At 58.1% G+C, this 24,740-nt stretch carries 17 protein-coding genes; 11 read left to right on the top strand and 6 right to left on the bottom strand.

Translation table 11 applies throughout. The features are described 5' to 3' along the window. The first annotated feature begins 314 nt into the window (after positions 1 to 314). The 5 genes from D7X94_RS02665 (at position 315) to D7X94_RS02645 (ending at position 8,203) form a co-directional block, all read left to right on the top strand. Positions 315 to 2,483 (top strand): Tex family protein, encoded by a 2,169-nt coding sequence (locus D7X94_RS02665; protein WP_120426154.1) that lies wholly within the window; start codon positions 315 to 317, stop codon positions 2,481 to 2,483. Positions 2,484 to 2,901: 418 nt separating this feature from the next. Beyond that, positions 2,902 to 3,894, top strand: coding sequence for a helix-turn-helix transcriptional regulator (locus D7X94_RS02660; RefSeq protein WP_158590861.1), 993 nt, complete (start codon positions 2,902 to 2,904; stop codon positions 3,892 to 3,894). 310 nt (positions 3,895 to 4,204) lie between these two features. Then, entirely contained in the window at positions 4,205 to 5,155 is a 951-nt protein-coding gene (locus D7X94_RS02655; RefSeq protein ID WP_120426152.1) for an ABC transporter permease, read from the top strand. Positions 5,156 to 5,167: 12 nt separating this feature from the next. Then, positions 5,168 to 6,097 carry a carbohydrate ABC transporter permease gene (locus D7X94_RS02650; RefSeq protein WP_120426151.1) on the top strand — a complete coding sequence of 310 codons (930 nt, stop codon included), beginning with the start codon at positions 5,168 to 5,170 and terminating at the stop codon, positions 6,095 to 6,097. Between the two features lie 417 nt (positions 6,098 to 6,514). Continuing rightward, the gene (locus tag D7X94_RS02645; RefSeq protein ID WP_120426150.1) at positions 6,515 to 8,203 is read left to right on the top strand and encodes an extracellular solute-binding protein; all 1,689 of its coding nucleotides are present in this window, start codon (positions 6,515 to 6,517) and stop codon (positions 8,201 to 8,203) included. Positions 8,204 to 8,795: 592 nt separating this feature from the next. On the opposite strand, the gene D7X94_RS02640 is transcribed toward D7X94_RS02645, so the two are convergent. Further along, positions 8,796 to 10,253 (bottom strand): sodium:solute symporter family protein, encoded by a 1,458-nt coding sequence (locus tag D7X94_RS02640; protein ID WP_120426149.1) that lies wholly within the window; start codon positions 10,251 to 10,253, stop codon positions 8,796 to 8,798. A gap of 412 nt (positions 10,254 to 10,665) precedes the next feature. Here D7X94_RS02640 and D7X94_RS02635 point away from each other — a divergent pair, with 412 nt between their 5' ends. The 5 genes from D7X94_RS02635 to D7X94_RS02615 all read left to right on the top strand — a co-directional run bounded on the left by D7X94_RS02635 (position 10,666) and on the right by D7X94_RS02615 (position 16,234). Next, positions 10,666 to 11,211, top strand: a complete 546-nt coding sequence (locus tag D7X94_RS02635) for an RNA polymerase sigma factor (protein WP_120426148.1) — start codon at positions 10,666 to 10,668, stop codon at positions 11,209 to 11,211. Further along, complete coding sequence (locus D7X94_RS02630) at positions 11,208 to 12,020, top strand: hypothetical protein (protein ID WP_120426147.1); 813 nt, start codon at positions 11,208 to 11,210, stop codon at positions 12,018 to 12,020. The genes D7X94_RS02635 and D7X94_RS02630 overlap by 4 nt, the downstream gene beginning before the upstream one ends. A 156-nt stretch (positions 12,021 to 12,176) precedes the next feature. After that, entirely contained in the window at positions 12,177 to 12,872 is a 696-nt protein-coding gene (locus D7X94_RS02625; protein WP_120426146.1) for a response regulator transcription factor, read from the top strand. Between the two features lie 7 nt (positions 12,873 to 12,879). Next, positions 12,880 to 14,421: a HAMP domain-containing sensor histidine kinase gene (locus D7X94_RS02620; RefSeq protein WP_120426145.1), complete on the top strand. Its 1,542-nt coding sequence runs from the start codon at positions 12,880 to 12,882 to the stop codon at positions 14,419 to 14,421. After that, on the top strand, positions 14,414 to 16,234 hold the full coding sequence (locus D7X94_RS02615) for a S1C family serine protease (RefSeq protein WP_120426144.1): 1,821 nt from the start codon (positions 14,414 to 14,416) through the stop codon (positions 16,232 to 16,234). Before D7X94_RS02620 ends, D7X94_RS02615 begins: the two co-directional genes overlap by 8 nt. A gap of 195 nt (positions 16,235 to 16,429) precedes the next feature. Here the strand turns inward: D7X94_RS02615 and D7X94_RS02610 are convergent, their stop codons facing one another. Together D7X94_RS02610 and D7X94_RS02605 are read right to left on the bottom strand one after the other, a co-directional pair. Next, positions 16,430 to 17,446, bottom strand: a complete 1,017-nt coding sequence (locus D7X94_RS02610; protein ID WP_120426143.1) for a Gfo/Idh/MocA family protein — start codon at positions 17,444 to 17,446, stop codon at positions 16,430 to 16,432. Next, positions 17,443 to 18,291: a sugar phosphate isomerase/epimerase family protein gene (locus D7X94_RS02605; protein ID WP_120426142.1), complete on the bottom strand. Its 849-nt coding sequence runs from the start codon at positions 18,289 to 18,291 to the stop codon at positions 17,443 to 17,445. Before D7X94_RS02605 ends, D7X94_RS02610 begins: the two co-directional genes overlap by 4 nt. A 199-nt stretch (positions 18,292 to 18,490) precedes the next feature. Between D7X94_RS02605 and D7X94_RS02600 the strand changes: the two genes are divergently transcribed. Then, positions 18,491 to 20,341, top strand: a complete 1,851-nt coding sequence (locus D7X94_RS02600; RefSeq protein ID WP_120426141.1) for an S-layer homology domain-containing protein — start codon at positions 18,491 to 18,493, stop codon at positions 20,339 to 20,341. Between the two features lie 170 nt (positions 20,342 to 20,511). On the opposite strand, the gene D7X94_RS02595 is transcribed toward D7X94_RS02600, so the two are convergent. The 3 genes from D7X94_RS02595 to D7X94_RS02585 all read right to left on the bottom strand — a co-directional run bounded on the left by D7X94_RS02595 (position 20,512) and on the right by D7X94_RS02585 (position 24,736). After that, positions 20,512 to 22,044 (bottom strand): serpin family protein, encoded by a 1,533-nt coding sequence (locus tag D7X94_RS02595; RefSeq protein WP_120426140.1) that lies wholly within the window; start codon positions 22,042 to 22,044, stop codon positions 20,512 to 20,514. Further along, complete coding sequence (locus tag D7X94_RS02590) at positions 22,041 to 22,598, bottom strand: RNA polymerase sigma factor (RefSeq protein ID WP_120426139.1); 558 nt, start codon at positions 22,596 to 22,598, stop codon at positions 22,041 to 22,043. The genes D7X94_RS02595 and D7X94_RS02590 overlap by 4 nt, the downstream gene beginning before the upstream one ends. A gap of 284 nt (positions 22,599 to 22,882) precedes the next feature. Beyond that, positions 22,883 to 24,736 (bottom strand): heavy metal translocating P-type ATPase, encoded by a 1,854-nt coding sequence (locus tag D7X94_RS02585; protein WP_120426138.1) that lies wholly within the window; start codon positions 24,734 to 24,736, stop codon positions 22,883 to 22,885. Positions 24,737 to 24,740: the final 4 nt, after the last annotated feature.

Raw genomic sequence — 24,740 nt, 5'->3', positions numbered from 1 at the left:
CTTTTTGAAAAAAGTTTGGATCAAAAACTTTTACCCTGGTTAGCTTTGACCGGTTCAGCTGGTCTTAAGCTGGCGCGGGTGTGGGGTGAGCATCTGCCAGTGGCAGATAAGCTGCGAACCGACCGAACCGGCAGGTGAGACCCGCGTAGGCCCACGACCTTGCCGTAGCCGCCGATCTGTGGCGGCGGAGGCCACACAGTATTACTCTAGAAAAGTATACTTAATTACAAGTATACGATTGAGTATGCTCTAGACTTCGGACACGCCGCCCCCCTCCCCGCTGAAAGCAGTCAAATAAAGAACTGAGGTGACTTATGGATAATATGATCGAAACCCTGGCCCAGGAATTGAATGTCCGGCCGGACCACGCCCAGGCCGTGGCAGACCTTCTGGACCAGGGCAACACCGTGCCCTTTATTGCCCGCTACCGCAAAGAACAGCACGGCGCTATGGATGACCAGGCCATCCGCCTGCTGGCGGACCGCCTGCAATACTTGCGGGGCCTGGAGCAGCGGAAGGCCGAGGTGCTGGCGGCTGTGGCCGCCCAGGAAAAGCTCACTCCGGAACTGGAGTCGGCGGTGGCATCGGCTAAAACCATGGCCGAGGTGGAGGACCTGTACCGTCCCTACCGCCCCAAGCGGAAAACCCGGGCCAGTGTGGCCAGAGAGCGAGGGCTGGAGCCTTTGGCCCAGGCCCTTTTCACCGGGAAAGACGCTTCCGGCAAAAGGCTGACTCTCTCCGGCCTGCAAGCTATGGCGGAGGCCCTGGCGGATCCGGAAAAGGACTTGCCGGACGCGGCCGCCGCTCTCCAGGGCGCGAAGGACATTGTGGCTGAGGATTTCTCCGACAGCGCGGAAATCCGCAAGCGCCTGCGGGAAAACATCGCCCGGAGGGGGAGCCTGCGCAGCACCGCCAACACAGAGGAGGATACCGTCTACCGGCTGTATTATGAGTTCCAAGAATCCCTACGCCGTTTGCAAAGCCATCAGATTCTGGCCATGGACCGGGGCGAGCGGGAGGGAATTCTGAGAGTCTCCGTAGAGCCGGGAGATTGGGGGCCGGCGCGGATGATCCTTCGGGAATTGGACCCCCGGCATCCCTTTCTGGACTTGCTGGGGGAAGTAGCGGAGGACGCCTGGGACAGGCTCATCTTTCCGTCCCTGGAACGGGAGGTGCGGAAAAACCTCACCGGGGATGCCTGTGAACAGGCCATTCACACCTTTGCCCTGAACCTTCGCCCCTTGCTCATGCAGCCCCCTGTGCGGGGGAAGGTAACCCTGGGGTTTGACCCGGCCTACCGTACTGGATGCAAGCTGGCGGTGGTGGACGAGACGGGCAAGGTGCTGGAAACTGCTGTGATCTATCCCACCAAGCCCCACAACAAGGTGGAGGAGTCCAAGAAGGTGCTGCGGGGGCTCTGCGACCGCCATGGGATCACCTGTATCGCTATCGGTAACGGTACTGCCGGACGGGAGTCGGAGCTGTTCGTCAGCCAGTTCATCCAGGAATACGGGAAGGATGTGTCCTATGCCGTAGTGAGCGAGGCGGGGGCTTCGGTGTACTCCGCCTCCAAGCTGGGAGCCCAGGAGTTTCCGGACTATGACGTGTCCCTGCGGTCTGCGGTGTCCATTGCCCGACGCTTGCAGGACCCTCTGGCAGAGCTGGTGAAGATTGATCCCAAGGCGATCGGCGTGGGCCAGTATCAGCACGACATGCCGGGAGCCCGGCTCTCAGAAACTCTGGACGGCGTGGTGGAGGACTGCGTGAACGCAGTGGGGGTGGATCTGAACACCGCGTCGCCCTCCCTTTTGCGGCGGGTGGCGGGGATCAGCCCCACGGTGGCCCAGAATGTGACGGTATACCGGGAGGAAAACGGCAGCTTTCAAACCCGCCGGGAGCTTTTGAAGGTGCCAAAGCTGGGCCCCAAGGCTTTTGAACAGTGCGCGGGATTTCTGCGGGTGCCGGAAAGCAAAAATGTGTTGGACCACACCGCTGTGCACCCGGAATCCTATAAAGCGGCGGAGAAGCTCTTGGGATTGTGCGGGTATACTTTGGTGGATGTGGGGCAGCTTTCGGAACTGGACAGCCGGTTAAAGGAATTCGGCCTGGAGAAAGCGGCGGAGGACTGCGGAGTGGGTCTGCCTACCTTGCGGGATATTGCCGCCGAGCTGCAAAAGCCTGGCCGGGATCCCCGGGACCAGCTGCCCCCACCCCTTCTGCGCACGGATGTAATGGACATCTCTGATCTGAAGCCAGGAATGAAGCTGACGGGCACAGTGCGGAATGTGGTGGACTTCGGCGCCTTTGTGGACATCGGGGTGCACCAGGACGGGCTGGTGCATGTGTCCCAGCTCAGCGACCGGTTTGTGCGCCGCCCCAGCGAGGTGGTCACCGTGGGGGACGTGGTGGACGTGACGGTGTTGGAGGTGGACGAGAAGAAAAAGCGCATCTCCCTGAGCATGAAGCGCCAGGAGAAGGGGTGAGGCAAGGTTAAGGGCGTGGGGTTGTCTCAGCGCCTCCAAGGTCTTTTCTCTGGACCTTAAACACCTGAGAAGCGCATTTTTGCCAGGGTGGTGAATAATAGGTTAACACTCGCTGCGCTCGGTTAACTATCCGAGTTTTGCTTTGCAAAACTCATGTCACACGGCGAAACTTCCCTATCTCCTTTCGCCATTCTTTGCGCCGTGTGCCGCAATCAGCCAGCGCGAGCACCCACGCGCCCATATAAAAATGCATGAACAAAATGGAGCCGGATACCCCAGAAATTCCCAGAGAATGTCCAGCTCCACTTTTTGTTGCGGAATTTGCAATGGAGGCTTGCTGGACACCGGGCTTCCCCCATGTTATAGTTGAAGCAGGTCGGAAGGCCCAATCAAAGCATGAAAGCATGGAGGAATGGTTATGAATTTGGCAATCGGAGAAAAAATCGCCCTGCTGCGGCAGGAAAGGAACATCACCCAGACACAGTTGGCGGAATATCTCTTTCTGGCCCCTCAGACCGTGTCCCGGTGGGAGGTGGGCAACGGCGCGCCGGAAATCACACTGCTGCCCAGGATCGCCGCCTTTTTCGGGGTCAGCATCGACGAGCTGTTCGGGGCGACCTCCCGGACGCGCACAGAGGATCTGGTGGCAAAATACTCGGTGCTCCGGGATGGCCGTTCTTTTCGGGAGGCCATGGGATTTATTGATTCCCAGATCCAATCCATTGACGCCCTTTTGAAAAACGGCGGGGGAGATCTTACCGAGTTGGAAGAAGAGCGGGACCAGCTGGAGGCGGAAAAGACCCATATGTGGATCCAGCTGGGGCGGGAGGCCTTTCAGCGCGCCTTTGCCATCGCGGACCGCTTTGCGGAAAAAACAGAAGGGGATCCGGAACATCCCTGGTATCTGAAGATGAGATTGCAAAGGGACCAGCTGTGCGACAATATTGGCCGGGGCCGGGAGGCCGTGGCGCAGCGCAGAGCAGATTTTATGGAGCGCCCCAGCCAGACCTCCCTGCTGCGCTATTTCGCCATGCTGGGGAACCGGCAGGACTATGAGGAGATTCTGGAAGCGGCAGAGGGCCCGGCCAGAGAGATGCTGTTCCCGCCCGCCACAGGAAATTTGCCCATCTGGCTGGAGCTGATCCATGCGGCCGCCGAGACGGGGGAAAGGGGCCTCATCGAACAGCATCTGCCGCAGGTTCTGGAGGTGTGCGGCAAGCAGGATGAGGTGGACTTCCTCCTGTGTCTGCTGAACGTGTACGAGGGGGAAGAACTGGCAAGAGTAAAGGAGCGGCTGCGGTCTTTGCTGCCACAGGCGGGGCTCAACGAATATTTTGAGGCAAAGGTCAGGGAGCGGATCGGAGCGACCCCAGCGGCCTCCTCACAAAACGAGAACGGAGATTTCTGCTGAAATATGACGGCTCTGCCGGTCCGGAAGCATCCGGATCCGGCGGGGCCCTTGGTTTGAAAGGCAGAAATTGGCGGTTTTGCCTGGGCTTTCCAAGGGAAGGGGACGGTCAAAATCTCTAAAAGATAGCTTCAGCAGGGCGCTTCTCTTGACAAAAAGGTTACAGTTTAGTAACAATCACGAAATACTGTTTACAATTCCTAGTAGATTTGCTATAATATACCCATGACTTCGCGAAGGGGCGCCCCTTCGCCGCATTCCGTTATTTAAACGGAATGCAATCCTATCATTATCCATAAGAGGAGGGCTCGCTATGGCAACCGCCAGCGCAACGCCGAAAGCGCCGAAGCAATACGGTTACTGGGGCAAACTGCTTGCCGACATCCTGCGGGATAGATGGCTGTATCTGCTGATGCTTCCCGGCATTGCATTAATCTTCATCTTCCGCTACATCCCTATGTACGACTTGCGCATCGCGTTTATGGAGTACAATGCCTTTGCACCCGCTGAGAGCGAATGGGTAGGGTTCGGCCAGTTTATCGACCTGTTCACCAAGCCAAAATTTGGGCAGGTTCTGGGAAACACGCTTTACATTGCGATTCTGAAAATGGTCATCGGCTTCCCCATTCCCATTATTCTGGCGCTGATGATGAATGAAATGCGCAATCTAAAGTTCAAGAAAGTGGCCCAGACCCTTCTGTACCTGCCCTACTTCATCTCCTGGGTTATTATGGCCGGCCTGATCATGAACTTCCTGGATCCAACCAACGGCATCATCACCAGCCTGCTTAAGGGGATTACCGGGCAGGATATGCAGGTGCTCACGGATAAAGGCGCGTTTGTGCCCATGCTGGTCATCAGCGATATCTATAAGGGCATGGGCTGGGGCACCATCATCTATTTCGCGGCCCTCTCCGGCGTGGACCCCCAGCTCTACGAGGCGGCCTCCATCGACGGCGCCAAGCGGTTCAAGCAGCTGTTGCATGTGACCATCCCGGCCATTATGCCCACGGTGATCATCATGCTGATTCTCAACTGCAACAACATCCTGAACGCCGGCTTCGACCAGATCTTCATGCTCTACTCCGCCCCTGTTTACGAGGTGGCCGACATCATCGATACTTACGTATACCGCCTCGGCATTCAAAAGACCAGCTATTCCTTCAGTACTGCCGCCGGTATGTTCAAATCTGTCATTGCCCTGATTCTCATCGTCTCCGTGAACTTTGTGGCGAAAAAATCCGGCAACGAAGGCGTTTGGTAAGGAGGGATATTCATGGCAAAACCTACGATTGACATCGCGGCCGGCGAGATCCAGCGCGAGAACAGAATCAAGACCTCTGTGGGGGAGAAATGCTTCACTGTCTTTAACTATACCTTCTTTACCCTGCTGTGCCTGATTATGCTCTATCCCTTCTGGCATGTGCTGATGCAGTCCTTGAGCTCTACGGAGCAGGCTCTGCGGGGAGGCATCTTCCTGTACCCCAAGGATTTCAGCATCGGCACCTATCAGTCCGTGTTCAAGAACCCCCAGATCTATAACGGCTTCGCCACCACCATCTTCGTCACGGCCATCGGCTCTACCCTGGGCACCCTACTCACGGCCATGACTGCCTATCCCCTGAGTAAAAGCCGTCTGCGGGGCAGCAAAATTATCATGTTCCTGGTGTTGTTCACCATGATCTTCAGCGCCGGCATGATCCCCAACTACCTGCTGATCCGCAGCCTGGGCCTGTATGACAGCCGCTGGGCCCTGATTCTGCCCGGCATGGTCAGCGCCTATAACTGCATTCTGATGAAGAATTTCTTCCTCTCCATTCCAGAGGCTCTGGAGGAGTCCGCCCGCATCGATGGCGCCAACGATATGCGCATCTTCTTCAGCATCATCCTGCCCCTGTCCAAGGCCACCATCGCCACCATCATGCTCTTCAACGCGGTCATGTACTGGAACGACTACTTCTCTGCCGTTCTGTACATCCGGGACGTGGATAAGTGGCCCCTGCAGACCGTGCTGCGCCAGATGCTCACCAACACCCAGCAGGCCATGCAGCAGGCGGGCGTGAACGTGCGCCAGCAGAGCGACGCCAACGCCGTCACCATCAAGGCGGCCTCCATCGTGGTTGCCACGGTGCCCATCCTGATCGTGTATCCCTTCGTGCAGAAGCACTTCGTGAAGGGCGTCATGATCGGCGGCGTGAAGGGATAAGATGTCCAGATTGAATGCTTTTTGAAGTGATGGGAGGCCTTCGGGCGTACAGGTCACGCCCTACGGCAAGGTCGTGGGCCTGCGCGGGTCTCACCTGCCGGTTCGGTCGGTTCGCGGCTTGTCTGCCACTGGCAGACGCTCACCCCACACCCGCGCCAGCTATAAACTTGGCATTGCCAAGTTTTGACCAGCTGGACCGGTTAAAGCTGACCAGGGAAAAAGTTTCGTCAACCTTTTCAAAGGTTGCGGGGTTTTTAGGGGCAGAGCCCCTAAACCGCCGAAGGCCAAAATGTCGTCCTAAAAGCGCGTGTTTTGGACACTTTCGAGATCCCGCCCAAATTTCATCGATTACCGGCCGCTCTCCGGGGCGGCTGATAATCCATTATAAAATGCATTTTATGCAAGGAGGAAACCAAATTGAAAAAGCTAGTGAAACAGGTCCTGTGCTACCTGCTGGTTCTGGCCATGTGCGTCAGCCTGTTCGCCGCGTGCGGCAGCAACGGCGGCGATTCCAGCAGCTCCAAGACCGAAGGAAGCAGCTCTGAGACCAGCTCCGCCCAGAACGAGGACGGCGGCGATGAGAGCAGCGAGGCCGAGGACGGCAACACCGCCACCGGCGACAAGATCGATCCCACAGCCTGCGAGGAGACCATGGACGTTTCCATCGCCATCATGACCGGCTTCACCCAGACCGAGAGCCGCGTGGAGAAGATGCTGGAAGAGAAGTACAACGTGAACATCGAGCTGGTTGTGCTTCCCGGCTGGTCCGACGCCCCCTCTCAGATCAACCTGATGATGGCCTCCGACGACACCCCTAACATGATGTGGTGGTGGAGCATGGACAACGAGTTCCTGCAATGGAAGGCCGCCGGCAAGCTGGTGGACGTCTCCGGCTACATGAACAAGTACACCAACATCCGGGACTACTACAACAAGATGGACCCCAAGACCCTGTTCTATGTCACTGAGGACGACGGCGCCATCTACCGCATCCCCGGCGACGTGTCCGAGCCCTCCTGTGAGTGCCTGTGGATCCGTCAGGACTGGCTGGACAATCTGAACCTGAAGGCCCCCACCACCATTGACGAGCTGGAAGAGATCATGCGCGCCTTTACCGAGGACGACCCCGACAAGAACGGCAAGGACGACACCTACGGCCTGGGCGGCGACGGCTACGACCCCCGCTCCTTCTGGCCCTGGATTCAGGCCTATGACTACACCCACTATGACCGCTGGGTTGTGGACGACAACGGCAAGGTGGCCTTTGGTCCTACCACCGAGAACACCAAGAAGTGGTGGGGTGACGTGGCCGAGCTCTATAAGAAGGGCTACATTGTGCCCAGCATCACCACCGACACCGACCGCGACGAGGAGATGGCCAACGGCGGCTTCGGCGTGACCTATAGCTGGTGCGCCTACAACAACCCTGATTCCGGCACCATGATGAGCTTCTACGCCAACAATCCCGACGCCAAGTGGGTTCCCATCGACATGGTGAAGGGCGAGAACGGCAATCCCCAGGAAGATCCTGCCACCAGCGCCGCCTGGGCTCACTTCGGCATCACCGATACCGCTACGGATCCCGAGCGCCTGTACGCCATGTATGACGACATGTGCGGCCTGGAGAACTACATCGAGCGCCGCTACGGTGTCGAGGGCGAGGACTACACCATTGAGGACGGCATCTACAATCCCATCATCGCTCCCGAGGGAGAGGAGAACAACACCCAGAACATCGGCCTGAACCTGTTCAACAACCTGTTCAACCGCAAGGACGAGGGCCTGATCTCCAACATTCCCGAGACCACCGCGCTGTTCAAGAAATCCGGCGATGCCAGCCGCGACATGGCCGCCCACCTGATCGAGTGGCGGAACCCCGCCGACCTGACCACCTGGGTTGACATCAGCACCGACGTTACCGACACCAAGAACGAGTACATGTGGAATGTCATCGGCGGCCAGGATTCTCTGGACAACTGGGACAACTACATTGCCACTCTGAACGGCTATGGCCTGGAAGAGGCTGTTGCCGAGGCCCAGGAGATCTACGACGCCCAGGCCGCGCGGATGGATGAGTATATGAGCAACAAGACCAACCAGAAGTAAGTAGCAGCCAGCCTGCTGAAAGCAAAAAGAATGGGGGAAGCCGAGGCTTCCTCCATTCTCTTTTTGGAGACCTTGGGGCGTTGGGTCTCGCCTGTCGGCTTGGTCGGTTCGCGGCGTTGTCTGCAATACTTGGCTTTGCCAAGTATCCGGCAGAACGCTTACCCCCAAATCCCACAAACTTTTACCCACTCCTCGCTTTGCTCGTCGTGAACGTTTTAACGTTTTTCGCATAGCCCCAACACATTATGCGGTCCAAGACTTGGCGAAGCCAAGTCTCAGGCATCTAGGCCCCTGGTAGGGTGTGCCTTAGCAACGTCCCACGGTCTTAGCTCTTGACCTTAACACCTGAGAAGCGCATTTTTGCCAGGGTGGTGAATAACAGTTAATCATCGTTTCACTTGATTAACTGTCCGAGTTTTGCAAAGCAAAACTCTTAAGAGGGGACGCGGAGAGTTCATCTTGTGAAACAAGATGAACTCTTTTGCAACTGAGAAAAAGCGTCCCCTGGAAATCGGAACCGCCAGCTGACCAGCTGGACCGGTCAATGTGTTTGGCGTTAGTTCGCTCAGCTCAACCCAAAATGAAATCTTAGCTATGCTTTTTCGCCATTTGCAGCGCCGCGCGCGCCGATCTTACTGCCCACGAAGCACAGCACAAAGGAGACCACCATGGCGCAGCAGGCGTAGAGGGGGCCGTCCGGCGTGGTGAACCCGGAGGCCGCCGCGGGCACGAAGGCCGTCAGGAAGCCGCCCAGCATCCCCGCCCAGGCCCCGGTGCGGTTGATGCCCTTCCAGTACAGGGAGAGCAGGTAGGGCGCCAGGAAGGACCCGGAGATAATCCCCCAGGAGTAGGACATCATCTCCAGAATGGGCGTGGGGTAGTTGGCGATGAAATAGCTGAGCACCACAAAGCACAGGCAGAGAATCCTGGTGAGGGCCGCTAGATTTTTGTCATCTATATTCTTGGCCAGGGTGGGCTTCACCAGGTCCATGGACACGGTGGAGCAGGCCGTCAGGGTGATGCTGGACAGGGTGGACACCGAGGCGGAGATCAGCAGCACCAGAATCACGCCGATGAGCAGGTTAGGCAGGCCGGCGCTGTCCAGCATCAGGGGCACCAGAAAGTCTTTGCCGCCCTCGGGCATGGTCTCCCCGAAGAAGAGATGGGAGAAGGAGCCGATGAAGTAGCCGCCTCCCGCCACCAGCAGGGCGAATATGGTGGAGATCACCGTGCCCCGCCGGACCTCCTGGGCGTCCCGGATGCCGTAGTATTTGTGCACCATCTGGGGCAGGCCCCAGGTGCCGAAGCTGGTCATCAGGATGGTGGAGACCAGCGCCACGGTAGATTTCCCGGAGAGGGGGGCCATCTCGTGGGACTTCATGTACTCCATCATGTTCCCAAGGCCTGTGGAGAGCCCGCCCACCTGGGGGGAGAGTACCACCAGCACAATGAGGGCGCTCACGCCGATCATCATGACGAAGCCCTGGAAGAAGTCCGCCTTGAGGGTGGCGATGTAGCCCCCTAGGATCAGCAGCAGGGCCGAGGCAATGGCGATGATAATCATGCAGACCTGCTCGTCGATGCCCAGAATCACCGCACAGACGCTGGTGAGCCCTTTGTACACCGAGGCGGAGTAGGGGATCAGGAACAGAAAGATCACCACGCAGGCGAACAGGCGCATGGCCGGGCTCTGGAAGCGCTTTTCAAAGAGCTGGGGCATGGATTTGATGTCGTGGCGGCGGGTATACTCCCGGGTGCGGTTGGCAAGAACCAGCCATGCCAGCAGGGAGCCGAACACTGCGTTGCCAATGCCCACCAGCACGCTCCACAGGCCGTAGCTCCAGCCGGAGCCGCCGGAGTATCCGATGAACATCACGGCGGAAAAATAGGCGGTGCCATAGGAGAGGGCCGAGATCCAGGCCCCGGCGCTGCGTCCGCCCACAGTGAAAGATGCCATATCGGCACCTTTGCGGGAGTAGAGAATGCCAATCACCAGCATAAAGAGGGCATAAATGCCAATGACGGTCCAAATGGTCAACTGCTTGTCCATAAAATTCCTCCTTATCTTTGTTCCTGCTATTGCATACTTGTCTCTCCAAAAGTATACTTTATTGAGAGTATGTTTTGGCCTCCGGCAGCTGGGGGGGATCTTCTCACCTGCCGGTTCGGTCGGTGCTTGACGGTCCCCACCGAGGACCAGCACCTCAGACCCCTGACTAGCTGTAAACTTGGCGTTGCCAAGTTTCGACCAGCTGGACCGGTCAAAACTGTCCAGGGGAAAAGTTTCGTCCACCTTTTCAAAGGTGGTGGGGCCGAAGCGCACTCCATAGTTACATGATATACTCTCCAGCGGGGATTCGCAAGGCAAAACAGAAAAATTTGAGAAAAATATTTTTTCATGCAACCAATCCCTTGCCAAAGGGATTCTTATAGATAGAAAGAAAAGAGCGGAGTGACAGTGCATGAGAGGGGATTATGACATTCTTATTCAAATACGGCGGAAGGAACAGTCCGCCCTGGAAATAGCCATCCGCCGCTATGCCAGATATGTGGCGGCGGTCATCCAGAAAACCCTTGGGAACGCGGGTACGCCACAGGACGTGGAGGAGCTGAGTTCGGACGCTTTTGTGGCCCTGTGGGAAAACGCGGAGAGACTTCGGGACGACAGCGACTTGAAATATTGGCTGGCGGTGGTGGCGAGAAACGCCGCCTTGAAATGCCAGAGAGCGCATCAATACACTGAGATGCTGGAGGAGAACCTGATTTTCGACAGCAGCTCACCCCAGGGGCGTTTGGAAAAAGAAGAGAGAATACGGCTGGTGAGAAGCGCAGTGGACAGTATGGAATCCGTGGACCGGGAGGTTTTTCTGCGGCACTATTTCTGGCATCAGCCGGTAAGCCAGATTGCCAGTGAAATGGAGAAAAACCAGTCCGCCATTAAGAGCCGGCTGGCCAGGGGAAGAGAAAAGCTGCGAAAAGTTTTGATGAAGGAGGACTGCCTGCTATGAGTGAAATTGATAAGCTGGTAAACCGGGCGTTTCCCGATGAGCTGAGAAACGTAGAGCCCGTCTCCGTAGACGAGGATGCAGTTTTCGCCCGCACCCTGGAAAAGCTGGGTCTGGACGCTCCAGGCCGTGTCCGGGAGGGACCGACGCTTCTCAAGAAAGACCATGGAAAGATACAGGAGAAAAAGTGGGTAGAGGTTCCCCCTGAGACTGTGAAGCATCGGTGGATGAGCTGGACCGGTTGGGCAGTGGCGGCCTGCCTGGTGGTCGCCTGCGCCGTCAGCTGGGGCCCCTGGCTGGCCAGCAACCTAGGCTTTGGAACCCGGGAGCCCGGTCCGGCGGAAAAGGGGCTGGGGGGTGGGACGCCCTATTCCCTGTCCAGCGGCAGTTCCGAGACAGACGGGGTGTTCGTTCCGGCGGAGGTTACTGGTCACACTCCCTATCCCCCGTTCCCCACGCCTTCGGCGGGAGAGTCCGGAGAGATCAGCGCGGAAGAGCTTTCCATAGGAGACGGAGGGTTTACCGTCGACTTACGATTCTCGGGAATGAGCGTGGCGGAAATCGGGCGTTTCGAGATAGCCGCCTATAACGCGGAATCTGGGGAAGCGCTGGAATGCTCCGGCCGGACCAACGCCAGCGGCAGGGTGGAGGTCAGCTTTTTGTGGGACCAGAAGTATCTGGTAGGAGAGGCCAGACTGGAGATCAGCCGCCTGACAGGGGACGGAAGCTCCAAGTATGATTTCGAATTTGTGGATTCGTTCCTGCTAGACCTGGCAAGCAGAAAGATTACCTCTATGGATGACAGCGAGTAACGCGAAAAGGCCCTGGGTTTATTCACGCAATATTCACTTGTTTTTCTTGCTTTTGCCACAGTTAGGGGTTAAAATAGTTAAAAATGGAAGAAAAGGCTTGAACGGGAAGATTGCGTGGATGAAGGATGCTGGCCAATATAGAGAAGGAGTGAGTTCATGGCTTCCGGGAAAATCCTGATTGTGGACGATGACAAGAATATATGCGAGCTGTTGCGGCTGTACATGGAAAAGGAGGGCTTTGAAACCTGCATAGCCAACGATGGGGAGAGCGCCCTGAAGAAGTTTGACGGGACTGCCCCAGACCTGATCCTCCTGGACATTATGCTTCCTGGCCTGGACGGCTGGCAGGTGTGCCGGGAGATCCGAAAGAAGTCCTCTTGCCCTATCATCATGCTCACCGCCAAAGGAGAGGTGTTTGACAAAGTGCTGGGCCTGGAGCTGGGGGCGGACGACTATGTGGTGAAGCCCTTTGAAACCAAAGAAGTGGTGGCCAGGATCAACGCCGTGCTCCGGCGCAGCGGGAAAAGCGGCGGCCGTCAGGACGACAGCAAAGAGGTTTCTTATGATAATCTGGTCATCAATTTGACTAACTATGAGCTGAAGGTAAAGGGTGTGCAGGTGGACACTCCGCCTAAGGAGATGGAGCTCATCTACCACCTGGCCTCCAACCCCAACCGGGTCTTTACCCGGGACCAGCTGCTGGACGAGGTCTGGGGATTCGACTATTATGGAGATAGCCGAACGGTGGACGTGCATATCAAGCGTCTGCGGGAGAAGCTGGAGGGCGTCTCAGACAAATGGACGCTGAAAACAGTTTGGGGCGTGGGCTATAAGTTTGAGGCAAAGGACTGAGCCCCCTATGCAGAGAAGCATTTTTAGTCGATACCTGAGCATTACTATGGCGATTATCTTCCTCAGCTTTGTGATGCTGGGGGGAGCGATGATGGTGTTCTTTGGCCAGTATTGGCGGGGGGAGAAGAAGGAACTGCTCACCCAGAACGCTTCCTCTATCTCCGCCATGGCGAGCCAGTTTCTGACAGAGAAAAGCCCTGGAAAATATGAGTTGCGAACCGATGCCTTACGGGGGTTTTTGAGTAGCTTTTCCACCAGCATCGACGCGGACATCTTTATTACGGACCTAGAGGGCAGGGTGCTTTTGGGCAGCTTTGCCAACAGTAAGTTGGAGAAGCTGGAGAAGGCCCCCAGCTATTATGTGGATCAGGCGGCAGCGGGCATGTATGAGGGCCGCAGCAGCCTCGACGGTCTGTACCGGGACAGCTACTACATCATCGGAGTACCGGTTTCCGCTCCGGAAGAGGGCCCCTGCGTGGGCGTGGTATTCGCTGCCACCAGCCCGGCCACAATCAATGCCATGATGATAGAGGCGCTAAAGATCTTTCTTTTGGCGGCGGTGGCGGCTCTGGCAGTGACCTTCTGCGTGGTGGGGGCTTTCGTATACCGGCTGGTAAAGCCGCTGCGGCTGATGTCTCTGGCGGCCAGGAGCTTTGGCGCGGGAGACTTTTCCCTGCGGGTACCCGTCACCCGGGAGGACGAGTTGGGCCAGCTGGCCGTGTCCTTCAACAATATGGCGGACTCCCTCTCCAATTCTGAAGGGATGCGCCGCAGCTTTATCGCCAATGTGTCCCATGAGCTGAAAACGCCTATGACCACCATCGCCGGATTTATCGACGGCATACTGGACAGCACCATTCCGAAGGAGGAACAGGACAAATACCTTCACATTGTGTCCGACGAGGTGAAGCGCCTGTCCCGGCTGGTGAAATCCATGCTGGATCTGTCCCGTATCGACAGCGGGGAGATGAAGATCCATCCCAGCTATTTTGACATCACCCATACCCTGGTGGCCACACTGCTTACCTTTGAGCAAGGCATTGATGAAAAACAGATTGAGATTCAGGGCCTGGAAGAGGCCGCGCCCATCCAGGTCTATGGGGATCAGGACCTTTTACACCAGGTTGTGTATAATTTAGTGGAAAACGCGGTAAAATTTACCAATCAGGGAGGTGCGATCAAGGTTCTGACCGCAGACAGTATTGACCGCACTACGGTGATGATTGAGAATACCGGGCCCGGGATTGCCTCTGAGGACCTGCCCATGGTGTTCGACCGGTTTTATAAAGGGGATAAATCCCGCAGCCGGGATAAAAACGGCATGGGCCTGGGGCTGTATCTGGTACGCACAATCTTACAGCTCCACGGGGGAAATATCCAGGTGACCTCTGTGCAGGGGCAGTTCTGCCGGTTTGAATTTTACCTGCCCAAGCCTCAGGAAGCGCCGAAGCTGAAAGAAAGCCAGCAGGGCGGTTCGCCCCGGCTCAAGGAGCCCAGGGCCAAGAAGCCGAAGAAGACGGAAAGCGAAAGGAGTAAGGAAGATGAGTGAATTCTGGAATGGGGACAACATGCCGGAAGAGGAGAGGGAACAGGAGGGGACTCCCAGCGAAAGCGGCGGGGAACTTTCCCGAGAGGCGGTGGAGAACCAGGAGATTCAGCCGGATCCGGAGGCGGCAGAGAAGCGAGAGGAGCCTCTCCAGGAGGAATTCTCCCAGGAGCCGCTCCCGTCAGGGCAGGCAGAACCCATAGAGCCGGTCCTCCCAGAGGGTGACGAGCCAGAAATCCCTCAGAGAAGCAAAGAAGAGATGGAGAACTCCAGAGGAGTGGGGGACCAGGAGCCCCCGGCGCAGCCCCAGCCAGCTCCGTGGCCCGGCCAACCTTATCCTCCCCAGCAGCCGTACTATCCGGTTTATCCCCAACCGTCCCAGGGATATCAGCAGCCTTACCCGCAGCCCTGGCCTGGCCAGCCCGTTCAGCAGCCTCAGCCGGGATATCCCCCCTATGGATATGGCCCTTATGGAGAGCAGCGGGTGCAGGTTCCCCAGCCTTACTATCCGGCACCTGTCTATTATGGCGGCTATAATGGATTCCAGCCCCGGCCGGTCCAGCCGCCGAAAAAGAAAATGAGCCGGGGCCTGAAGATTTTCCTCTGGATTACCGGGGTTCTTTCGGTCATTGCCATCATCGGCGGGGGAGTCTATCTGGCTCTGGCGGCGGTCCACGCTGCGGAGGAGAACCGGCGGCCATCCTTTGGCTACGACATTCCCGATCCCAGAGAGGACGAGGAGGAGCCCCGGAAGCCTTCTGAGAACGAGGGCGGCGATGAAGAGGAAGAGCAGCCGGAACGCCCTCAAGTAGACGTAACTCCCAACACGGACGGAATTCACATTACGGAGAGACCCGGTGGAGAGACGTTGGACGCGGAGGGGGTATACAATCGGGTAGTGCCCTCTACTGTGACGGTATCCGCTACCCTGACTCGAGAGGGGAATTCCAGTGAGAGCACTGGCACGGGCATCATTGCCACCAGCGATGGGTATATTATCACCAATTCTCATGTGGTGCTCAACTCCAAAAATACGGTGGTAAAGGTGACTGCCTATGACGGCCAGGAATATGACGCAGTAGTAGTAGGCGTGGACCGCACCACGGATTTGGCGGTGCTGAAAACCAACGACCACAATTTCACCCCTGCGGAGTTCGGCGACGCGGGAGAGCTCTCCGTGGGCGAGTGGGTGCTGGCCATCGGCAATCCGGGCGGAGCGCGGTTTTCCAGCTCCTTGACCCGGGGAATCATTTCCGGTCTGAACCGGGAGGTGGGCAAGTACAGCCAGGAAGGCATGACTTACATCCAGACCGACGCGGCCATCAACCCAGGCAACTCCGGCGGTCCTCTGGTGAATATGTATGGCCAGGTGGTGGGGATCAACTCCTCCAAGATCATCACGGATGGGTACGAGGGCATGGGCTTTGCCATTCCTGTCAGCCGGGCCCAGCCTATCATCAACGAGCTTCTTTCTGGCGGCTATATCAAGGGCCGAACCCGGTTGGGCATCCTATGCACGGAAGTGAACCAAGCCATGGCGGGCATGTATGGCATCCCGAGAGGCCTGCGCATTACGGAGTTTAACGAGGACAGCTCCTTCCAGGATACCGAAGCCCAGGTGGGAGACGTGATCGTGGCCATTGAGGGTGAGACGGTGGAAAGCCTGCGGGACGTGTCTAATCTGTTGCTGCGGTACGCTCCCGGAGACGAGGTAACAGTTACCCTTTACCGGCCCAATGAGAACTTTATGATGGAGGGCCAAGAGATTGAGGTGACGATCGTCTTGCTGGAGGACAAGGGAGAAACCCAAAACTAAATGAGAGCCTATGCTAAGGCTTCGTGAGAACGGATTCCAATATACAATCCCCCGAACGGAGAGCTTCCGTCGGGGGATTGTTCTGTTGGCGAAGGATAGAGGCTGGCCTAATAAAGTATAGTATTTGTGGTGAGAGTATGTGGCGGCTTTCTCCACAAAAGATTTGGCAAAGTCAAGTCTTTTGACCAGACAAATTTAGGAACGCGGGGTACAATCTTTCCTAGCCGCAGCATAGACCTCCAGCATCAGTTCTGCGGTATCCGCCACACCGGGAATATCGTTGGGGAAGGGCTCTCCCGAGAGCACAGAGTGGTAAAACGCCTCAATGCAGCGCCGGTGACTGTTCCCCCAGTAGTCCTTGCCATCGATCCTTTCCTCTTGGGCGAAGTCCTTGCGGTAGAGGGAGCCGTCCTCCCAATGCACGGTGACTTCCTCTCCCTCTATGCGAAGAACCCCATGCTCGCAGGCCAGCTCCACCAGCACTGGGGCATCTTGACAATAGGCGGTGGTGGCGTAGAAAAGCGCTCGAACTCCGGAGAAGTCCAGGGTAGCCTCTAAAGTGTCCTCCACTTCGATCAACCGCTGGAGATGACGGTTGGCAAGGCTGGCTCCCAGCACTCGCCCGTGGCCCAGAAACTGGGTGAGCAGGTCCAGGGTGTGGACGGCCTGATTGATGAGCACGCCGCCGCCCTCGGTATCCAGGAATCCCCGCCAGCCGCTTTCTACATAATAGGGTGCCTCTCTGTGCCAGGTGACAAAGGCCCGGGCCCCCAGAATCTTCCCAGGCTTCCCCTCGGCCAGGAGCTTCCGGCAGAAGGCCACGCTGGGGTTGTACCGGTTCTGGAAACACACCCCCACCCGTACCTGCCCCTGAAGGGCCTGTAGGGCCTCCCACTGGCCGAGGTCGATTACCGGGGGCTTTTCCATAAACACATGGACGCCCCGGCTGGCCGCAGCCTGTGCCATGGGAACGTGGAGATAATGGGGGGTGCAGATATGGAGCACATCGATTTCCTCCTGGTCCAGAAGCTCCTCCAGGCTGGGGTAAGCCCGCGCGCTGGGTTCACAGTATTTTTCCCGAAGGGCCTGGGCACGCTCCGGAAGGATGTCCGCACAAGCCAGAAGCTGGGCAACCTCCAGCCCTTGCAGCACCTGTCCGTGGCGCTGGGCAATGCCCCCGCAGCCCACGATTGCGCAGCAAAGTCTTTTCATTCTAATTCCTCCAAAATTTCTCTCAGCGCGGTCAGAGCCAGCGCCCAGGCGCTCTTGCCGTCCAGGGCGGAATCCCGCTTCCGGGGGCCCTGCTCCAGCGCGGACAGGCCGGAAAAGTCGGTGAGATGGGGCTCCAGAGAGAGATAGCCTTTCCAGCCGCCGGAAAACAGCTGGAAGAGGAGCTCTTTCACCTGGCCCACACCCTGACCCGCGGGAACAATTTTCTTTTCGGCGGTGGCGTCCTTCACATGGATGTATTCGATGTAGGGACGGAGCATCTGGAAAGCCTCCGGGGTAGGTTGGCCTACCTCCACGAAGTTGGCGAAGTCAAACACGGCCCGGAAGTTGGGGCCGGAAAGCTGTTCCATCAGATCCAGGCAGCGGGGAGCGGTATCGCCATAGATACCCTTTTCGTTTTCGTGGAGCAGGACTGAATCCCACCGGCGGGCCTCCTCCGCCATGGCGCTGAGCCGTTCCAATACCTGGGAACGGTACTGGGCTGGGTCCTGGCCCTGGGGTATATAGAAGCTGAATAGGCGCAGATAGGGGGCCTCCAGCCCCTTCTGGATTTCCAGGGTGCGCTTGAGTTTTTCCATATGGGGGGCAAAGGGCTCCTCAATGGAGATTTTGCCGATGGGCGACCCGATGGACGATACAGCCATCCCTGCGGCATGGAGCTTTTCTTTTACTTCCAAGAGCTTTTCCAAAGAGAAGTCGGAGACATTGATGCCATCGGCGGCACGGAGCTCCAAATGATCAAGGCCGAACTCCCGAAGGGCTTCCAACTGGGCGTCAAAACCGGGAGCGATCTCGTCGGAAAAACCGGTGATAATGATGTGGCCCATAACGATCCTCCTGATGAATTCATGAAATAAAGGGATTTCTGAGTTCATTATAGCAAATGAGGGGGGAAAGTCAACCATACTTTTTTAAAAAATGCTTTCCAGTCCCTTCCCTTTTTTTATAATATATAGTATAATTATACCAATTGGCTTCCGTATATATGGAGGCCCTTGAGACTAACGAGTAAGGAGCAATGATACAATGAGAACGCCCGCTTTCAGGCCCCATTCCAAATTCCGGCAAATTCTTTCCCTTTTGCTGTGCTGCCTGCTGATGACTGGTTGTTTGGCCATGCCGGCTTCCAGCGCGGACGAGCCCGTTTCAGGAGAAGATACCGCTTTTTTCCCTGACAGCGGGGAGACAGATGCCGGTTCGGACAGTGATGAAGCCGCGACTCCCCAGCCTGACGTTACCCCAGATCCGGACGGCACGCCTGAGCCCGGCGAAAGTCCCGAACCCCACCCGGAGGAAGTAACCGTACAGTTTGTGCTCGACGAAGACACGGACGTGAGCACCACCGTGCCTTATGGGGAAACCCTTCAGCCGGATGATATTCCAAACGGGAAGAGCTTCCGGTGGAAGGGCATCGTTCTGGAGAGCTGGCTGGACGAGGACGGTCAGCCGGTAGAGAATCTGGAGGAAATGGCCTTCACCCAGGACACGGTGTTTACTGCCAAGTGGAGGAAGGAGCTTTCCGTTCTTTTCGACACGGACACTCACGGCGCCTATATCGGCGGCTATTCTAACGGAATGTTCAAGCCCGAGGGCCAGGTGACCCGGGCAGAAGCGGTGAAGCTCTTTTATAACCTGCTGCGGGAGAAGAACCAGATGGAGGCGGAGTTCTCCGACGTGAAGCCTGATGAGTGGTATGCGGAGGCTATTGGGACTATCTGCGGCGTGGGCCTGGCAAAGGGCTATGACGATGGCACATTCCGGCCCAACCAGAAGATCACCAAGGCGGAATTCATCAAGATGGCGGTTTCCTGTGCGGAGATGGAGGAGTGTTCCTGCCCCTTCCCGGATGTGAAGCCCGGCTCCTGGGAGGAGCCTTATGTGGCTTTCGCTGCTGCCAAGGGATGGATTTCCGGCGATCCTGAGGGCAATTTCAATCCTTCAGAGAAGCTCACCCGGGCTCAGGCGGTGAAGATCCTCAACTGTATGCTGGGCAGAACGCCGGAGGCGGGAGTAAAGTCCAAGACCGGTGTTACCAATTTCTATGATGTGTTTCCCGAGAATTGGGCCTATGGACACATTGTGGAGGCCTCTACCGCCCATAGCTATACTTTCTTGGAGGCGGGCGGTGAGCAGTGGACCAGCTATACAAAAGATACCCGGCCCATCAAGACCGGTTGGGTGAAGGACAGCGGCAAACGCTATTACGTGGGCAAGAATGGCAAATTCCTCCGGGGAGCCCAGACCATTGACGGCAAGAAGTATCAGTTCGACTCCACCGGCGCGGCGGCTACAGGATTCTTCATGCAGGGGAGCTGGAAACGGTACTTTAAAAATGGCGAGCTCCAGAACGATATCTCCGGCCTGGGCGTAGTGAAGGGCCCTTACTATATCAAAGTATACAAGCCCGCCAACTACCTGATTATCTTCGCCAAGGGGGACGACGGCAAGTATAACATTCCTGTGCGCTCTATGCTGGTGTCCTGCGGCAACCCGACTCCCACCGGCAATTTCTATACTCCCGCCCGTTACCGCTGGCTACAGATGGTGGGCGGCAGCTGGGCCCAGTGGTGCACCCAGATTCAGGACAGCTATCTGTTCCATTCGGTGCCCAACGACTGGAAGAATAATTATACCATGTGGGTGAACGAGTACAATAATTTGGGAACTACCCGTTCGTTGGGATGCATCCGCCTGAACTGTGAAGATTCCAAGTGGATCTACGATAACTGCGCTTTGGGCACCCATGTATATATCTCACCTACGGAAACCAGCGGACCCCTCTCCAAGCCCGCCGGGCTGAAGCTCCCCGCCGGCCACAGCTGGGATCCTACCGATCCCACAGCCTACTATCTCTGCCGGGAGCGGGGCTGCCATTAAAGATTTCCTGGAATTACCAAAAAAGGATCTGGCTTCAGAGCCGGATCCTTTTTTGCTATAGTTAATTTTGCCTCCCCGCGTTTATAGTAAACTAGCTTAAGAACTGACAAAGCCGGTTCTTAAGTTCGGCGGCTCTGCCGCCTAGTTCAAAAAGATTCTTTTGAACTTAATTAACTATACGGCTGGTTCACCACGCCCATATACAGGGGCACATAGCGGTTGTAAATCACGAACAGGAAGGGCCGGTCCAGGGTGAAATACAGGTCCCGGGGCTCCTTCTCCTCCGCGCCGCAAAATGCTCCCAGCTCCACAAAGCTGGCCCCGGTGCAGCCCTCCTCGTCGATCATCACCCGGCAGGCGTGGCTGGCCTTGTTGATGGCCACTGGGTACCGGGTGGTGAGGGGGGAGAAGTCGCTCTCCTCCAGATCAAAGGCTCGGGTGACGCCCAGGGCCTTCAGTCCGCCGGTCAGGTCCAGGTTGGAGGAGACGTCGAACTTGGGCACGCTGAGGTGGAGCTTCACCCATTCGTTGTTCTCCCAGTGCTCATGCCAAGGGGCGGCGGTTTCCCGGCCCACGGCGTCCAGGAAATCCCACAGGTCGCTGTCCTCCGCGAGAAGATCCTCTGGGGAATAGCCCTCGTCCGGCAGGATGAAAACCATCTGCTCCGGATGGTTCAAAGACTTGGCCGTCGCCCCGAAATGTTCGCCCCGGTAGTAGGTGTTCGTGCCAGTGGAATTCATGAACTCCTGCTTCACGTCCCCGTCCGGGCTGTGGAAAACTGCCTGGGTGTTCCCCTCCGAGTTAAAGGGCATACTCCAGGGGGAGTAGTATTCCAGGGTGCTCATCAGGGTGACGGCCATGTCCTCGTCCATGTGCAGCCCGCCGGCCTGCTCCTCCAAAAGGCCCCCGGTGTGCTCGTTCACCCAGTTCTGCAGGAGCTGGTCGTATTCCTGCGTGCCCGGGCTCCCCCGGAAGCTGTCGGCGAAGTGCTCCTCCGCCAGCAGGTCCAGGGTGGGCTGCTGGTAGTCCACCCGGTTGCTCAGCCATAGGGAGTTGTAGGCCCGGCAGTAGGCGCCATCCTGTTCCTGGCAGCACAGGGTCCAGAGGCCCTTGGTCTGGTCCCGCAGCTCCTCCATGCCGGAGCTCTGGAGCAGGTCCAGAATCTGCTGGCGGGTGTCCCCCTCTGTGATCTCCGCCGCCATGCTCAGGGCTAGGTAGAGGTTCAGGGGGGAGTAGATTCTGTTGGGATTCTGGACGGATTCCACCGCCTCCAGCGCGTCCCCGGGGTCTCCGGCGGAGAGGAACTCCCGGGCGCTGCTTTTGCAGAACTGCTGGAAGAGGGGGAGGGCTTCGTCCCAGTTTTTCAGAAGCCGCCGGGCGCTGTAGTAGGCGCTGCCGTCATCCTGGTCCGGGCTGGGGGAGGCGCTTTCATCCCCGAAGGGGCCCAGCTCCCTCTCAAAGAGGGTATAGTGGATGTCCTCCATCCGGCTGTCGGCTTCCGGGTAGCGGGCAGAGGCCAGCTGGGCGGTTCCGGTGTGCAAGGGGACGGGGGTACGGTTCAGCAGGAAGATCCCGGCCGTGAGGGCCAGCGCCGCTGCGGCGGCAATCCAGGGCCAGCGGCGCTTTTTTCGGGGCGGCTCCTCCAGTTGGGTCTGGCCGTCCCGAATGTGGGTGATGGCGTCAAAAATATCCTCTGGTTTCATGGGGAATATCCCTCCTTTGTAAGCTGTTGCTTCAGCTTTTTCCGAAGCCGGAAGGTCCGCTGGGAGAGGGCTTCGGGGGCGGTTCCGGTCTGGCGGGAGATCTCCGGGAGGCTGTCCCCGTACCAGTACCGGCGGACGAACAGGGTCCGATCCTCGGGGGAGAGGGTGTCCAGCCAGCGGGAGACCAGCCGGGAGAGGGCCCGGGAGTCCACCTGGGCGTCCAAGCTGTTCCCGTCGGGCAGGCATTCCTCCAGCTCGGAGAGGAGCAGGCCCACGCCCCGGTCCCGTTTTTGGGCGGTGGAGGCCCGGTAGCGGCTGATGGCCAGATTCCGGGTGACCCGGCCCAGAAAGGCCCCCAGGGAAGCGGGCAGCAGGGGCGGAATCTGCCTCCAGGCGGCGAAGTAGACGTCGTTGACGCACTCCTCCGCGTCCTCCCGCACGCTGAGCAGGTTGAGGGCGATGCGGAAGCAGAGGCCCCCGTATTTCTCCCTGGTGGCCTGGACCGCCCCCTCGTCCCGCTGGTTGTAGAGCTGAATGATCCGTTCGTCCTCCATTCTCCACCCTCCCCAAAGGCCCTTCTATAGGGATAGTCGCCGTTTTTGCCGGAATATTGCGGGAAGAAGAAAAATTTCTCGCAAAAGGAAAGTGTTTGGCCTCCGGCGGCTTAGGGCTTCGCCCTAAGAACCCACCAAACTTTTTGTAAAAAGTTTGGATCAAAAACTTTTACCCTGGTCAGCTTTGACGTGCTTAGCCAGCCAGGGTAAAAGATTCGTAGACTTCGTGAAACGAAGTCTTTCCTTTCTCAAAGGCGGCGGGGTGTGAGGTGGAGCCTCACGACCTACCCCAGGCGCAGCGCCCGGGAGGCGTTCAGCACCGCCAGAATCATCACGCCCACGTCGGCGAAAACCGCCAGCCACATTCCCGTCAGGCCCAGAGCACTGAGAACCAGCACTGCCGCCTTCACCCCCAAAGCGAACACAATGTTCTGCCGGACGATACCCAGCGTGCGCCGGGAAATTCGGATGGCCTGGGCCAGCTTGGAGGGTCTGTCGTCCATCAGGACCACGTCCGCCGCCTCGATGGCAGCATCGGAGCCCAGCGCCCCCATGGCAATGCCCACGTCCGCCCGGGAGAGTACCGGGGCGTCGTTGATGCCGTCCCCCACGAAGGCCAGCCTGGACTTTCCCGTCTGGGCGGCAAGGAGCGCCTCTACTTTGTCCACCTTATCTCCAGGCATGAGCCCTGTCCATACCTGCCGGATGCCCAGCTCCCTGGCAGCGGCCTCCCCGGCGGCCTTGGAGTCCCCGGTGAGCATCACAGTCTGAATCCCCCAGGCGTTCAGCCGGGAGACAGCCTCCTTGGCGTCAGGCTTCAGCCGGTCAGCGATGACAATGTGCCCGGCGTAGCGGCCCTCCACCGCCACATGGACCACCGTGCCGGAGGCGGGGTCCGCCGGGCAGGAGACACCGGCCTCCTTCATGAGCTTCCGGTTTCCGGCGCAGACAGTTTTGCCATCTATCCGCACCCGGACGCCCCGGCCAGACAGCTCCTCCGCCTGGGACACCCGGCTGGAATCCAGCTCCTGCCCCCAGGCCTCCCGCAGGGAGCGGGAGATGGGGTGGTCGGAGTAACTTTCAGCCAGAGCAGCCAACTCTAGCAGTTGGGATTCTGAGATTTCGTCGGGATGCAGCTCTGTCACCTGGAACACGCCTTGGGTGAGAGTGCCGGTTTTGTCGAACACCACCGTGCCTGCCGCCGCCAGGGCCTCCATATAGTTGCCGCCCTTGATGAGGATCCCCTGCCGGGACGCGCCACCGATTCCTCCAAAGAAGCTCAGAGGCACGGAAATCACCAGGGCGCAGGGGCAGGACACCACAAGGAAGGTAAGGGCACGCCGGAGCCAATCGGCCCAGCCCCCCAGAAACAGAGGGGGAAGCACAGCCAGAGCCACGGCGGACAGAACCACAACCGGCGTGTAGTACCGGGCAAAGCGAGTGATGAAATTTTCCGCCTGGGCCTTCTTGCTGGCGGCGTTTTCCACCAGGTCAAGTATCTTAGCCACAGTGGACTCCTCAAAGGCTTTTTTCACTTCCAGGCGGATCAGTCCGGACAGATTCACGCAGCCGCTGGGAACGTTGTCCCCTACTCCAACGGACCGGGGCAGGGACTCCCCGGTGAGGGCGGCGGTGTTCAGGGTGGTGCTGCCCTGGATGATCCGGCCGTCCAGGGGGACCTTCTCCCCGGGCTTCACGGTGATCACGTCCCCAACGGCCACGTCCTCCGGGTCCGCCTGGACCAGCTGGCCCTCCCGCTCCACATTGGCGTAGTCCGGGCGCAGGTCCATGAGGGAGGCGATGGATTTCCGGGATTTGCCCACGGCATAGCCCTGGAACAGCTCTCCCACCTGATAGAAGAGCATGACGAACACGGCCTCGGGGTACTCGCCCTCCCCGAAGAAGCCGGTGCAGAAGGCCCCCACCGTGGCCAGGGCCATGAGGAAGTTTTCATCGAACACCTGCCCGTGGGCGATATTCACGGTGGCCCGCCAGAGCACGTCCCAGCCGATGGTGAAATAGGCGGGCAGAAAGAGCAGGAACCGCCAGGGACCGTGATAGGGGATCAGAACAGCGGCGGCCAGCAGCCCGGCGCTGAGCAGAATCCGCAGGAGCATGAGCTTTTGTTTTTTCGTCATAATT

The sequence above is a fragment of the Acutalibacter sp. 1XD8-33 genome, from assembly GCF_003612555.1.
GTDB lineage: Bacteria > Bacillota > Clostridia > Oscillospirales > Acutalibacteraceae > Acutalibacter.
Note: the sequence above shows the minus strand (reverse complement) of the source record. Positions and strands in the feature narration are given on the sequence as shown.